The organism is Fischerella sp. (genome assembly GCF_013388695.1).
Taxonomy (GTDB): Bacteria; Cyanobacteriota; Cyanobacteriia; order Cyanobacteriales; family Nostocaceae; genus PCC9605.
On record NZ_JACAEU010000014.1, the window covers coordinates 1 to 14,283 of the forward strand.

The window sequence follows — 14,283 nt, forward strand, 5'->3', positions numbered from 1 at the left end:
ATTATGTTTGTATACGTTTCTGTAGAGACGTAGCAATGCTACGTCTCTACACATCCGTAATATCAAATCCGTTTGATTAGTTATCGTATCTGCCCTCACAAGAACTGCCCCTCTCCCAAGTTGGGAGAGGGGTGTCCGACAGGACGGGGTGAGGGTTTTTAATGAACATGAATTAGCCGGACTTGATATGAATTGTAAATTCATATTTTGATTCAGCAACGCCGTCTTGGCTTAACAGTTTTGTTTTGCCACAATTTATACAAACTAAATAAATTTTTCCTAAGCTAGCTGCAAGAGGGATGTATTCCTCAGATGCAACTAGCGAAACTATTTTTGCAGGCCATTGATAGCAGGTTAGCAATTATATATAGGGAACAGATTTAGTAAATTTTTGAAGCAAAATGCAGCAGCAAGAAACCATTATCGAGCAGCCTTTGAATCAGGCACCTTCTGATGCAGCATCGGCTCATCAATCCAGTATCGCAGTCATAGGTATTGTGTCAGCTTACCTTGGCTTTACAGTTTTGGTTATAGCTCTACTACGTTCTAACTTGAGTAAAGCTATACTTAATCGCATCTTTACTATTAAGCACAATCATCAAATTCCCTGCGGAAAATGTCAGTATTTTAAAAATAACCGATACCTCCAATGTGCAATACACCCTACCAAAGTTCTCAGTCAAGAAGCAATAAATTGCCCTGATTACTTGCCTCAGGACAAAAAACTTCCTCGTCAGTAGTTCACTAAAGAAGGCTGATAATAGGTAATGGGAAGTAGACTGTTACCAACGATCGCTTTATTCTCAACGTTTTTAGAAGAGGTCATTTATAAAGTAAATAATTAAATAGGGGAGCCAGTGCGATGGACGGGTTCCCCGGCATAAAGCATCTGGCGCTACTTTAACGCAACGCCAGGTGCTACAACGGAACGGGCTTCCATAGCCGGATACAAGTTCCGGCTCCAGCCCTCGGGAACCTCCGCAACGCACTGGCTCCCCTACAATTTAAGGCTTACTTTATAAATCATCTCTAAGTGATCTACCGGATATGATCTAAAAAGGGCAATAAAGACAAAGCGATCGCCGAATTCCACAAAACCCTTGAATTGACCAAACATATAAAAAAATAAATTATCTAGTAGCGACTGTCTTGAAAGTTGCTCATTGCATCCCACTAACAGACGTATCACAATAAATATTCTCAATCTTGTAAAAGCTAGGGATGGGCAATCCCAAAGTAACGTTAGAGGACTGGCAGCCTCTACTCTAATTGGTGAAAACCTGTTAGAGCCAGTAACTAGGATGAACTAAAATCCCCTCGGCTGTTTTCCAGGGGAGTGTCAAAGTTCTAGAAGCCGATATTGCACCCCTGTGTCAAAAATTCTGATGCCTCCACCCTCGGCTATTGTCTGACGTAATGCCTCTGGATGGGTGACAGCAACACCTGCTAAATAATCGATCCCCATATCCGCTAAATCTGGCAACCAAGGTACAGTCGGTCCCATCAATACTAATTTCGCATTTTGCGATAACTCAACCAAACGCGGAAATGTCTTATTTACAATAGAGGTTGCCGTAAGAAACACCCAATCTGCTTCGGGTAAAAGATACTCACAAGCGGTATCGGGTAAGTCCTGGGTATTCGGTTGACGTTCGAGTACCGTTAAGTCTATTTCTTGTTCATACTCAGATAGCCCAGGATAGCGCCCAATTACCACTACTCGTTTCCCCCGAATCAACGGTAGAAAATGCTCAAAAACAGCAAGATTCGCCGAACCTTCAGGTGAAAGCGGCTTTGCTTTCCAAACAAGTGGCGAAGATGGATTGATCGCAGCATTAATCGCTGCCATGCCAACAGTAGCTTGATAGCTATCCCACGATTGTAGCCAGGGTACTAAATCTGCTAAAGCCATATTCACAAGTGTTCCTGACCAGGGTAAGGTGCGCGTTGGTTGATTAGGACTCATACACAACCCAATCCCATCTGCTTGGCACAATGTCCAGGTTAGCCCGATGATAATCTCTCGTACTAATAGATTCGTATGGCTTGACTTTAGCAGCAGATTATAGATTTGGCGTGGGTGTACTCTCATGGCTTAGTCTTTGATTACTGTGGTTACAATAACAGGATTACTAGCAAGCCTCAGTAACCAAAGAACTGAAAATAGAAAAATTACTCTCTTTAGCCATTTACAAATATTTACATCGCAGGCAGGTTTTTTGCCTGCGATTTTTTTGAGAATAGTTGCAAGTTAAACTCATAACGATTATGATTTATGTATAAAGTTGGATAAAGAACCCCAGATATGGAAAGCCTTGTTATCGGTGCGATCGCCAGTTTATGTGCGGGACTTGCCACAGTAGTTGGTGCTTTACCGATTTTGTTACCAATCAATTTCACGCAGCGAGTGCAAGGAATAATGCTGGGGTTTGGTGGGGGAGTGATGTTAGCGGCGACATCGTTCTCGTTAATTGTACCGGGAACCGAAGCAGCTATTTCTCAAGGAGCATCGAAACCTAGTGCAGCTTTGATTATTGTGGTTGGCATACTGCTAGGCGGAGTGTTTTTGCAACTAGTGCATAAATTTTTACCTCACGAACACTTTTTCAAGGGTAAAGAAAATAGCCGTGGCAGTAATTTAAAGCGAATATGGCTATTTATTGCCGCAATTACTATTCACAACTTCCCTGAAGGATTGGCAGTAGGAGTGAATTTTGGCAACAACAATATTACAGATGGAATTCCCGTAGCGTTGGGTATTGGCTTGCAAAATATTCCAGAAGGTTTAGTAGTGGCATTATCTTTAGTAACCGAGCAATATTCAGCAGGTTATGCTTTGTGGGTTTCTCTACTTACGGGTTTAGTCGAACCAATTGGCGGTTTAATTGGTGCAGGAGTGGTAAGCATTGCCAATTTTATCTTGCCTTGGGCGATGGCATTTGCAGCCGGAGCAATGTTGTTTGTAATTAGTGATGAAATCATTCCCGAATCTCATCGCAAAGGTTTAGAAAAAGAAGGAACTATCGGTGTGATGTTGGGCTTTGTAGTCATGATGTTTTTGGATGTTGCTTTAGGCTAATTAATTACTTGTCATTTGTCTTTACCCATGACCAATGACTAATGACTAATGACCAATAACTAATAATTACAAAGGAGCGAAACATGAATTTTCTTCGCTTTGAACACATTAACCTTTCTTGCAAAAATATAGATACAAGCAAAGAGTTTTATCAAACCTTGTTTCCTAATTGGTACGTACGCGCAGAAGGAGTATACAATGGCAGACGCTGGATGCATTTAGGTGATAACCAATTTTATCTTGCTCTTAATGATGAGCCTGAGCAAGAACATGTGCATATTGCCTACGAAAATATTGGCATAAATCATGTCGGTTTTGTGATTAAAGATGGCGAAGCCATGAAAAATTTGCTTGATGATGAAAAAATTGAATATTACACAATGTCAGCACCAGAAACCAAACACAGAATTTATATCAACGATCCCGATGGTAATGAAATAGAGCTAGTAGAATATAACCCAGACTACGCTCTCAAATAGAATTTGTTGTTTGTTGATGGTTATTTGTTGTTTGGATTTTACTGACAGTTTCCAAACAACTAACAACAACCAACTACCAACTTTCATAATGAAGGTTTGCAGATATGAACAGATTACAAGGAAAGTATGCCTTAATCACAGGGGCATCACAAGGATTGGGACGGCAATTAGCAATTGATTTTGCTCGTGAAGGAGCAGCAGGAATTGCTATTGTGTCACGGAGTGTAGATTTGCTGGAAAAAGTGCGTCACAGTATCCAGGAAATTGCACCAAATACACAAGTCTTGGTAATTGGTGCAGATTTAAACAAGCATGAAGAAATTGAGCGCGTAGTAGCGACAACCTTAAATGAATTTAATGGTCATTTGGATGTTTTAATTAACAACGCCTCGACCATTGGCCCTTCGCCTATGCCTTATTTACTCGACTACCCGCTTGAGGATTTTCACAACGTTATCAACACTAATTTAATCGCTCCATTTCTGCTGATTAAAAAGGCATTACCAGCGATGATAGAAAATAGTGGTTCTATCATTAATGTCACCAGTGATGCAGGGGTAATATCAGGTTCGGGTGAACACTTATCATATCTGTGAAGGACTGTAGGTAATTGGTAATTGGTAATGGGAAACTAATTACCAATTACCAATTACCAACAAAACCAACCATATCGTAAGTAATTAGCCGGACTTGATATCAGTATTGGGAGAGATGCGATCGCCGTTTTGATCACCTCATAGGAGATATTTATGTCTTTACCGTTGATCTTGCAACCAGGAGAGGGTGAATCAGTCAAAATTAAAACCAGTACTTGCACATTCAAAGTAACTGGCAAAGATACTAATGGTCACTTTGGCCTGTTTGAGTTTGTGATGGAGCCAGGTACTGAAGGTGCAAGCCCCACTGATCGACCACGGAAACATCGCATCTCAAAAGGTGGCGATCAAGAACGGTATGAAATACGAAAAAGACGCCCAAATGTGGGGCAAATCTGTGCGCGTTTATACGATTTCCAAAGATTAAAAAAGATACTATGTCAAAGCCCTTTACTTTTTTACTTCCGGCGGAGCTTTCCGCTAAAGAACCACCAGAGCGGCGGGGAATTGCCCGCGATCAAGTGCGATTGATGGTCATCAACCGCAATAATTTTCAGGTTGAACATACTCGTTTTAACGCCATAGGTGATTTCCTACGCCCTGGTGATTTACTTGTCTTTAATACGAGCCGCAAGCCGCACCTTGCCAGCTGCACTTAATAGCTGTGATAGCCAGGTGGGACAGTGTTTAGAAATACGTTTGGCGCAACATCTTCCGGATAATTCTTGGCTTGCTCTAATTTTATGTTCACAAGTAAATTCTGTCGCCTATGCTTAGGTTAACAGAGTGTCAAACATCCAACCCCATTACCCTTAACTGTGGCGGATGCTCTACTACGAACTGGTAATATATCTCTTGTTTTGCCTGGGGGGAGAGAGTAATATCCCATTCCAATATCCCCATCTCACCAAGTTGAATTTGTGGGTGACTGCGGATGAGGCGGACTTTAATTTGTTCGTTGCGGCTAACTGGCAATTGTTCGGTTAATTTCAGATCAGCTTCTTGGTTGAGCAAGTTAGTAACTATTAATCGATAAGCAAAACTAATTCTACGGGTATTACTAATCAATTTTTTGTCTACGTGACGCTCAACTAAATCGCGTTCAATTTTTAATCCTTCATCGATGCCTAAGTTAACTTTAAACTCTTGCCCTGGTGCGATATTTTCTAGCTGAGTAGTCCCCACAAAGATATTGTCGCGGAATATATTTGCTTTGCCTGGTAACAAAGTCGCACCGTTAGCACTATTTCTTACCTTCGCTTGCAGATACGCAAAGCTTACCAAGCGCGGCATTGCCACGTAATCAAAGCTACAAGGAAAATCATCATTAAAAATCGTAGTTTTATGGGGTGCGCCATCACTGGGTATGTTACCACTGCCATTTAATTTAAAGGTGACAACACTACCTTCTCTGTTTACTTCTGCTACAACAGTCTCGGCTTCAATATAATCTTCATTGAGGTTTTCTGAAACTGGACTTGGCATACCAGCTACAGCCTCTGCCGCAGATAGTTGATTTGCGGTAGGTATAGATGCTAGCCGCTTGCGTAATTCTCTTGGAAAATTTGGTACGTCAATATACCAAGGCTCCAGTTTTGGTGGTAGTGTTCCCAGTCCTGGTTTGGCGGTAGAAAGGGTAAGAGTTACACCCAACCAATCTTCACCTGTACTTTGGGTTACTTCTGCCAAATAGCCAAGATTGACAGCATTACTTGTACTACTTACTCGCAGATCATACAAAGGAGTCCAGCTGGCACGACTGACTACGTATGATACCTCTAGCTCAAACTCCCCTGTACCTGCGCTTTCTATCCCCACGCTCAAACTATAACTTTCTTTAGGATGGGGTGTTTGTATAGATTGCAACTGTTGGCGGAGTGTTTGTAATTGTTTTTCTAATTCTTGCTGGCGAGTTTTGCACTCTGTTGTGGCGATCGCATATTCGCTATACTGACTTCCGAGAAAGTTGAGAAAATCCAAAGTCTCGCTGAGGCTGAGGCTTTTTCGCGCCAGACTGATCGAAAATTGTTCTTCTGTCTTATCGCGCAAACCTTGGATAAAACTAGACTGTAAGCCTAAAGCATCAAGTTGTGCTTGCAGATGCTGCCATTCTGCTTCTAACTGTTGGATCTGTTGAGTCAACTGTGTAACTTTTGCAGCTACAGGTTCGGTTGAAAAGATGCGATCGCATTTCACTTCTAGTAACCGTGCTGCTACTTTACCTTTACCGCCAACTCTTACCGACTCAGTTTCTATAACGTCTGGCAGTGGAGAAATTACTAATTCTTTTTCATGTCCTGTTAAGGACACTATACCCCGTCGTGTTACTAGAGCTTTGTCCGAATACACCGTTACAGCAACAATTTGGCTTGCTACTGTTTTTCGCACAGATGGAATTTCTGGGTTAACCACTGCCAGTTTTCCCTTTCTTTAATGGTTTTGCTGGTTAATTTTTAATGTTTACAGGCCTGAGCGTCAAGTAATTTAACGTTAGGGATAAATCAATTTAAAATTGAAAATACAAAATTCAAAAATTTTAATTTCTAGCCCTTAGTGCAGCATAGCAGAAATAATTAATACGTCACAGCGGAAATAAACATACTGTTTGAGAAGATCCAAAAACTGATGTTATCTTCTGCCTTCTTGTACTGGTTCTTCAGGCAGGGTAAAATAAAAGCTTGCTCCCCGATCTACAGCTGCCTCAGCCCAAATGTTCCCTCCATGTTTTTGGATAATGCGCTGTACAGAGGCAAGTCCTACGCCTGTACCAGAAAACTCTGTTTGAGAATGCATTCGCTGGAAAGGGCGGAATAGTTTTTGAGCGTAAGTCATATTAAAACCAGCACCGTTATCCCGCACGTAGAATGTTGGTGAACTGTTAGACTTTGGCATTGCACCAAACTCAATTTGAGCCTTTTGACGCTGGGATGTGTACTTCCAGGCGTTGGATAGTAAATTTTCTAGTACTACACGCAGCAGAACAGGATCGCCATACGCTGTCAGTTCTTCTTGGATCGTTGTTTCTACTTGGCGATTAGGTTCGCTGGCCTTGAGATGCGCTAAAATTTCTTGAGCAATGTTGCTGAGATTGACTTTTTGCGGCTGAATTTCAACTCGTGAGAGTTGGTGCAGAGACAGCATATGCTCAATCTGATTGTTCATGCGTTCGGCGGCTAAACACATACGGCTGAAGTAAAGTTTTGCCTGCTCGTCAATTTTACTGCCGTACTCATTTAGCAACAGCGTGCTATGGCCATCAATTGCAGCTAGTGGCGATCGCAAATCGTGAGAGAGGGTATAGGCAAAAGCTTCTAGTTCTTGGTTCGCGGCTTCTAATTCCGCAGTGCGATCGCGTACTCTTTGTTCTAATTCGTTGTAAACTTGGACGTTTTCCATTTTTTACTAATGTAGTCTAAAGCACCTCGATCTAAATAAACAGCGGCTTCGCGATCGTTAACGGTTGCGGAAACCAAGATAAAGGGAACACCAGGACACTTTTGTTGAGCTGTCTCAAAGGCAGCCTGTCCAGAAAACCCGGGGACGCTACTATCAGACAAGATTAAATCAAAATTACCTTCATCGAGAGCTGCGAGATATTCAGAATGCGTCTTTGCCAGCAATATTTCACATTCCAAGCCATTTTTAACTAACATTAGCTGAATCAGTTCAGCGTCGATAAGGTCATCTTCAAGATGCAGAATGCGTAGTTTATTCATTATTCTAAAAGCAACTTGTGTTGCAAATTTCATCAAACATCATATTTATAGTTTTGCATCTGTCAATTTTGCTTTTTTGAGAAAAAGCTATACACTTTTTTATTGGTACGCATAATTACTAGCCCGCGTACCATTGAATTTCTGTGATATGATAAATTTTGGAATTCTGACTAAAAAACCTGTACTGAACTGTAATTGCTTTACCTCCAACCTTATTTTATTGATAAAAATTGATTAGAGGGGTAGGGCAGCTGAAAATAGCTAGTTTCAGATCCTTCCCACCAAAAATCTAAAATTGAAAATCTCAAACTCTAGTAAATTTAACTATTTTATTGATGCTAATCACAACTAAGAGAAGCAGTTTGTTCGGCAATTTGTTTTGCTGCATCTATTAGATATTCAAAATATGTACGAGCAACGATGGATAGTTGTTTTCCCGATGGATAAACCATGTACCAGTCCCGTTTAATTGGAAAGTGTTCTACATTCAAAATGGTTAAATCCCCAGTATCAGGTAATAAGGTGTGACGAGATAAAACAGAAATTCCCAAACCACCGGCTATGGCTTGCTTAATCGCTTCGTTACTCCCTAATTCTAGCTTTACTTTCACAGTCACTCCATGCTGATCGAATAATTTCTGCACGGCGCGGCGTGTTCCTGAACCAGGTTCCCGCATAATAAAAGCTTCATCAGCAAGACGTTCTATGGGGATATTTTTCTCGTTTGCTAAAGGATGATTAATTGGAGCTAAAACTACTAAGGGATTTTCGAGAAACGGCTGATAACTTACATCTAAATGTTCTGGGACTTGACTCATGATATATAAGTCGTCCATGTTATTTGTCATGCGTTCCAGAATGCCTTCATGATTTGTCACCTGTAGTGAGATATCAATTCCTGGATAAAGCTGACAAAATGGCCCTAACAATCGTGGTATAAAATATTTTGCTGTAGTAATTACCGCCAAGCGTAATTGACCCTGTTTTAACCCTTTTAAATCTGCCACTTTCATTTCAAACTGGGCGATGGTATCGAAAATTTGCCGACAAGTGGCATATAATTCCCGTCCAGCTTCCGTCAAATACAGACGCTTACCTACCTGTTCAAATAATGGCAACCCTACCGATTTTGTAAGTTGCTTGATTTGCATAGAAACGGTAGGTTGAGTGAGAAACAATTCTTCGGCGGCGCGAGTAAAGCTACCGTGCCGTGCTGCGGCCTCGAACACCTTCAACTGGTGCAACGTCGCTTGGTTCAAGGGTAATTCTCCTCATCTAATGGCAATTGAATTGAGATATAGCAGTTTTACCTAGTCCTTATCCCTTTCTCACATCTGCCTAACGATTTGCCATATTTAACGTTTTGATTATTGTTAGTCAACGCTTAGCGCTGACTGTGAAACTAGGTTCATTCATCAAAACTAATGACATAAATCACTAGTAGTTCACCAAACCAAAATTGACGGTTGTTGGGCGGAGAAAAGTTCAAGGTTAAAGGGTAAGGAAAAAACCCTTTCCCTTTCCCTTTACCCCTTACCCTTTACTCTCCTTTTGAGAGGAAGGATTGGGAGAAAGGTCATTCTATATTGCATAGAAATAAAAACCGCTATAAATCTAGTATCACTGAACACTTGCCAGTCCAATGCGGTAACTTATGCAAAAGTTATGTGTTGTGAATATAGATAATAATCTATGCTTGTTATTATTAGATAGGTATTTAACTTATAAGTTTGAAAAGTTATTATCAAAACAACAAGCAAAGCGTAAGATGCCTTCCAGCCAACGTTACACACCTTGAAGGTGTTTTTTGGGGATAGTAACCAACGTTGTACTAACCTCATCCCACTGGGTGTGTACAACGTTTTTCTCTCTGTTCAGATTTCTAGGACTCCTCTGTAATTTTTATGGATAACTTGGATAAATCTGGTAACTGAAGTAACTCTGTTTCGGTAACTGGCTCTTTGATATTGATTGGCAACCTTAATGGTTGACGTTCTTCTAGCCAGCAACTTGCTACTGGCAAGGTTTGCTCTAATTCATCTAGTGGTCGAGGAATCACCATCACAGCATTCAGTTCTCCAATGCGTTCTGCTTCGTACATACCAGCTTCCACTGCTACCGCAACGTTTGCCACAGTGCCGCGAATAATGGCTGTACACAAACCCCCACCAATTTTTTCATACGCTGCTAACTGCACATCAGCAGCTTTCAACATCGCATCAGCAGCTCCTACCATTGCCGGAAAACCCCGAGTTTCTACTAAACCCACTGCTTGGTTGCTCAAACGGCTATAATTGCCATCCCCTGTTACCGCACTGAGGCGACTATTAATAGGTAATATTACTTCTAGGTTGGGAAAAGGTCGGGGAATAACTAAGCTAGAAATAAACTGATCAAATTGTTTAGCGGTTTGCTCACCAGCTTCTACAGCCAAACGCACATCAGCAATTCCCCCTCGAACAATAGCAGTACAGTGACCACTGCCGATTTTTTCATATCCAACTAGGTGAACCCCAGCTGATTTGAGCATCATATCTGCCGTACCAACTATCGCTGGAAAACTGCGAGTTGATACTAACCCCAAAGCACTATCCTTGAGGTTGTCTCGACGATGCGATGCCTGGACATTGTATGCGTCCATGTGAATTCTCCAGGATATCCAAACTGACAACTTACAATTAACACTTATTCAGACTGCTCGTCAGAGGGGGGTTTGTTCAAGGATTGCCGATGTGGAAACAACGTGATCAAAAGCTGCTGAATACTTCCCTGTCCATAGATGTGAGTACCGATATTGTTTGGTGAGTCAGTGGTAGGCTCTTTTATACCCTCAGTTGCAGAAGACGCGGAGATATCGACATGAGAATTTCCCGTGTCTGCCTGTTCCTGTGGCGACTTGTCCTCTTGAATAGAAGCAGAATCAGAATTGGTGGTGGACGGTTCCGGCTGTTGTATTTGGTCAGTGGTATCGACAGAATCAGAAATATGCCGACTGGTATCTCCTAGAACTGAACCGGGTGCAACTACTTGTCCAGGTTTCACAGAACAATTGAAAACTGTTGTCGCCGCACCAATGCAAGCGTTTGCGCCAATTTTACCCTCACCAATCATTAGGAAACCGGCTCCCAAGTTTGCTCCTGCTTCTACTTCTAAGGTTCCTTGATGGACTTTAAGGATTGACCCCATACCAATGCAAACCCCAGAACCGATAATGATTTTGCTGTTTGGAGCCGCTTGGAGTATTACTCCTGGTGCGATAACTGCACTTGGATGAATAATCACCTCGCCACTGATGTAAGAATCAAAGTTGTTGCCTAGGCGCAGTGGCGGCACAGACATGGAATTTTTAACCTCGGAAGCCGTGAAGTTATGATGGGCATTGGGCATTGGGAACTGGGAATTGGGCATTGAGAATTAGGAATTGAAGTACTAATTTTTCCTATGTCCCTTGTCCCATGCGCCATGCCCTTTAATTACGGGCGTTGGATAATCAATTCCAATACCCGGCGCTTAGCTTTAGGATCAATACCAATTAAGCGCACGTATTCTCCTTCATATTCGGCGAGGTATCCTTCCAATGCTGCGATCGCCTGTTGCAAACTGCTAGCCTGAATTTGTCCGCAGCTAGCCCAAGAACCTGTACGGAATCTCCTTTGATCTACATGTTCGGCACTAATCTTAAAGCCACCTGCCAACAGTTGCTGTAGCTGTTCTACTGCTTCGGAACTTAATTTGGTACTAGTAGCTGTTGCGGTTGTAGAAGCAAAAGAGGTAGCCGTCGTACTAGCTGATTTGTTGCTACCAGATGCAGCGACCGGGCCGTTGGGGCGTTGGATAATGCTTTCGAGTACACGACGTTTGGCTTTCGGGTCGATACCAATCAAGCGCACGTATTCGCCTTGATGATTATCCATACAATCTTCTAGGGCAGCAACCACTTCACCCGCAGAAGTTGCTTCAATTGGCTTGCAGCTTTGCCAGGAACCCGTGCGGAAACGGCGCTCATCTACGTGTTCTGTACCAATTCTGTAACCACCTGCTAATAGTTGGCGGATTTGATCTACTGTTTCACTGCTGAGTCTGCTGCTGCTGCCGTTGCTGCTACCATTGCCGTTGTAGCTGCCATTACTGCTATAACTAGCAGCAGGAGCCTTAAAGGAAGTAGGTGCTTGGACAACGCCATCCGGACGTTGAATAATAGTTTCTAACACGCGCCGTCTGCCCTTGGGGTCAATGCCAAACAGGCGAACGTACTCACCGCTGTGGTCTGCTAAACAACCCTCCAAAGCTGCGATCGCTTCACCTAAGCTTCTTGCTTCAATTGGCTTGCAACTAGTCCAAGAACCCGTGCGGAACCGCCGCCCGTCTACGTGTTCTGTGCCGATTTTATATCCTTGCTCCAATAGATAGCGTACCTGCTCTACTGTTTCTGCACCCAAGCTGCTGCTATACACCTCGCCGCTCCTTTCAAATCCATTAACGCCTTTGCTTGTATAAGATTTAGTTAATTCATCACGAATCGTTCTAATACATTTACTATCCGCAGCACATAAGTAACCTGCTCGCAGTGCCTGATTGATACCAACCACATGATGGGCAAATTCCTTATCTTCAGCTTGCACATCTGGCAATCGGTCAGCTTGCTGCTGGTTAGTAATTACTGCTCCCGAAGGCACATACTTGCCTGGGGGGATTTCCACATCTTGGATTAAAGCGTGCATCATCACAATGCAACCTGCTCCCACCCTGGCATTAAAAACCGTAGAGCGAAAACCGATAAAACAACCATCTCCTACATAGCATGGCCCGTGAATTAAAGCCATGTGGGTGAGGCAGGTATTCTCACCAACCCATACCGAATATTCTTGTTGGTCATCACCAATTACACGCCCTTTCTCTAAGCCGTGTATAACAACACCATCTTGAATATTAGTGTTTTCACCGATATAAAAAGGCGTACCTTCATCTGCCCTAATCGAAGTACCAGGCGCAACTATTACATTTGCCCCTATCCGTACATCCCCAATGATATTGGAAAATGAATGCAAGAATGCTGATGGATCTATTGTTGGCTCAGCTAAATTTCTTGACCACGGGGTTGGGGGAGCCGCCTCCGCGATGCTGCGGACTGCCATTGCGAGATTCCTCCTCAATTGTTGTTGGTTGTTTGTTAGTTGTTGGTTGTTGGTTGTTGGTTTTTTCCCACCAACTACTAACCACTAACCACTAACAAATTCCTATCGATATTGATCTTTTTTGCTGTAAATCATGCGATCTTCGACGTGAATTGTATCAATAATCGCCACCACAGCAGCATCTACTGGACGCTGTTCATTACCAAGAATTTGGCGTGCAGCACTGCCACGACTGACAAGTACCCATTCATCCACTCCCGCACCAACATTATCAGCAGCCACCTCGTATTCTGGTAAAATGCGTCCTTCTTCATCTACTAATTGCAACAACAGTAGCTTAACACCTCTAAGACTTGGGTCTTTTTGAGTGCTCACTACTGTGCCGCGCACTTTAGCAATTTGCATTACTCTTTATGGTCTTCTGCCAAAGGGACGAATTGCGTTCACGTTCTCGCGGAACTGCTCTACATCTTCGGTGTAACGGATTGGCAGAACATATTCTAAGTTCTCGTGGGGACGAGCAATGATATGAGTAGACAGCACTTGTCCGCCATTGACTCGCTTAACAGATTCAACTCCTGCTGCTACAGAGGCTTGGACTTCCGAAACATCTCCACGAACGATAACGGTGACGCGACCGCTACCGATTTTTTCATAACCTACCAAGGTGACGCGAGCAGCTTTTACCATTGCATCCGCTGCTTCCACCACTGCCGGGAAACCAAGCGTTTCCACCATTCCTACTGCAATTGACATAATTTTTTTAATCCTTAAGAAGCTTCCAACAAACGATCAAACACAAGCAAAGCTAGCGACAAGAAGGCAACCCCGTTGTTTTGTTTTGTTTATGAACTGTGCCTAAGTGCGGAACTGCTCCACAGCTTCCGTATAACGAATCGGCAAGACGTATTCCAAGTTCTCGTGAGGACGAGCAATGATATGGGTAGATACCACTTCACCGCCGTTTACTCTTCTGGCTGCTTCAACTCCGGCAGCTACCGAAGCTTGCACTTCCGAAACGTCTCCCCGCACAATCACTGTCACCCTGGCACTGCCGATTTTTTCATAACCGACTAAAGTGACACGAGCAGCTTTTACCATCGCATCCGCAGCTTCCACCACTGCCGGAAAACCTTTAGTTTCAATCATTCCAACCGCAATAGGCATCGCAGGACTCCTAACACATTTAATGCAATTTGTACTTTTTTGTTGAAAATTCTGACGGGGATGCTCATCTTGAGCTATTTAACTGTTCTCAAATTAAGCATAAGAAAGCTT

General features: G+C 42.8%; 17 protein-coding genes. 6 read left to right on the forward strand and 11 right to left on the reverse strand.

Annotated elements, in window-relative coordinates; all coding sequences use genetic code 11:
• Positions 1-401: 401 nt before the first annotated feature.
• Positions 402-740, forward strand: coding sequence for a hypothetical protein (locus HXY43_RS02360; protein ID WP_290879444.1), 339 nt, complete (start codon positions 402-404; stop codon positions 738-740).
• Between the two features lie 599 nt (positions 741-1,339).
• Here HXY43_RS02360 and HXY43_RS02365 read toward each other — a convergent pair.
• Positions 1,340-2,092 carry a DUF364 domain-containing protein gene (locus HXY43_RS02365; RefSeq protein ID WP_290879445.1) on the reverse strand — a complete coding sequence of 251 codons (753 nt, stop codon included), beginning with the start codon at positions 2,090-2,092 and terminating at the stop codon, positions 1,340-1,342.
• Positions 2,093-2,305: 213 nt separating this feature from the next.
• On the opposite strand from HXY43_RS02365, the gene HXY43_RS02370 reads away from it, so the two are divergent.
• The 5 genes from HXY43_RS02370 to HXY43_RS02390 all read left to right on the forward strand — a co-directional run bounded on the left by HXY43_RS02370 (position 2,306) and on the right by HXY43_RS02390 (position 4,813).
• Positions 2,306-3,079 carry a ZIP family metal transporter gene (locus HXY43_RS02370; RefSeq protein ID WP_290879447.1) on the forward strand — a complete coding sequence of 258 codons (774 nt, stop codon included), beginning with the start codon at positions 2,306-2,308 and terminating at the stop codon, positions 3,077-3,079.
• Between the two features lie 83 nt (positions 3,080-3,162).
• Positions 3,163-3,558: a VOC family protein gene (locus HXY43_RS02375; protein ID WP_290879449.1), complete on the forward strand. Its 396-nt coding sequence runs from the start codon at positions 3,163-3,165 to the stop codon at positions 3,556-3,558.
• A gap of 104 nt (positions 3,559-3,662) precedes the next feature.
• A complete protein-coding gene (locus HXY43_RS02380) occupies positions 3,663-4,154 on the forward strand; it encodes an SDR family NAD(P)-dependent oxidoreductase (RefSeq protein ID WP_290879451.1) in 492 nt (163 codons plus the stop codon).
• 295 nt (positions 4,155-4,449) lie between these two features.
• The gene (locus HXY43_RS02385; protein ID WP_290879454.1) at positions 4,450-4,581 is read left to right on the forward strand and encodes a hypothetical protein; all 132 of its coding nucleotides are present in this window, start codon (positions 4,450-4,452) and stop codon (positions 4,579-4,581) included.
• 10 nt (positions 4,582-4,591) lie between these two features.
• Complete coding sequence (locus HXY43_RS02390) at positions 4,592-4,813, forward strand: S-adenosylmethionine:tRNA ribosyltransferase-isomerase (protein ID WP_290879457.1); 222 nt, start codon at positions 4,592-4,594, stop codon at positions 4,811-4,813.
• Positions 4,814-4,943: 130 nt separating this feature from the next.
• Here HXY43_RS02390 and HXY43_RS02395 read toward each other — a convergent pair whose 3' ends face one another.
• The 10 genes from HXY43_RS02395 to HXY43_RS02440 form a co-directional block, all read right to left on the reverse strand.
• Positions 4,944-6,566 (reverse strand): mucoidy inhibitor MuiA family protein, encoded by a 1,623-nt coding sequence (locus tag HXY43_RS02395; protein WP_290879460.1) that lies wholly within the window; start codon positions 6,564-6,566, stop codon positions 4,944-4,946.
• 216 nt (positions 6,567-6,782) lie between these two features.
• A complete protein-coding gene (locus HXY43_RS02400; RefSeq protein WP_290879463.1) occupies positions 6,783-7,550 on the reverse strand; it encodes an ATP-binding protein in 768 nt (255 codons plus the stop codon).
• On the reverse strand, positions 7,520-7,870 hold the full coding sequence (locus HXY43_RS02405; RefSeq protein WP_290879465.1) for a response regulator: 351 nt from the start codon (positions 7,868-7,870) through the stop codon (positions 7,520-7,522). Before HXY43_RS02405 ends, HXY43_RS02400 begins: the two co-directional genes overlap by 31 nt.
• A 338-nt stretch (positions 7,871-8,208) precedes the next feature.
• Positions 8,209-9,129, reverse strand: a complete 921-nt coding sequence (locus HXY43_RS02410; protein WP_026730857.1) for a LysR family transcriptional regulator — start codon at positions 9,127-9,129, stop codon at positions 8,209-8,211.
• Positions 9,130-9,752: 623 nt separating this feature from the next.
• Positions 9,753-10,511, reverse strand: coding sequence for a BMC domain-containing protein (locus HXY43_RS02415; RefSeq protein ID WP_290879469.1), 759 nt, complete (start codon positions 10,509-10,511; stop codon positions 9,753-9,755).
• A 44-nt stretch (positions 10,512-10,555) separates the two neighbouring features.
• Entirely contained in the window at positions 10,556-11,209 is a 654-nt protein-coding gene (locus tag HXY43_RS02420; RefSeq protein WP_290879738.1) for a transferase, read from the reverse strand.
• Positions 11,210-11,343: 134 nt separating this feature from the next.
• Complete coding sequence (locus HXY43_RS02425) at positions 11,344-13,005, reverse strand: ribulose bisphosphate carboxylase small subunit (RefSeq protein ID WP_290879472.1); 1,662 nt, start codon at positions 13,003-13,005, stop codon at positions 11,344-11,346.
• Between the two features lie 102 nt (positions 13,006-13,107).
• A complete protein-coding gene (locus HXY43_RS02430) occupies positions 13,108-13,410 on the reverse strand; it encodes a EutN/CcmL family microcompartment protein (RefSeq protein WP_026730861.1) in 303 nt (100 codons plus the stop codon).
• A 6-nt stretch (positions 13,411-13,416) separates the two neighbouring features.
• A complete protein-coding gene (locus HXY43_RS02435) occupies positions 13,417-13,761 on the reverse strand; it encodes a carbon dioxide-concentrating mechanism protein CcmK (RefSeq protein WP_010995041.1) in 345 nt (114 codons plus the stop codon).
• 102 nt (positions 13,762-13,863) lie between these two features.
• On the reverse strand, positions 13,864-14,172 hold the full coding sequence (locus tag HXY43_RS02440) for a carbon dioxide-concentrating mechanism protein CcmK (protein ID WP_009457333.1): 309 nt from the start codon (positions 14,170-14,172) through the stop codon (positions 13,864-13,866).
• Between the last annotated feature and the right edge of the window lie 111 nt (positions 14,173-14,283).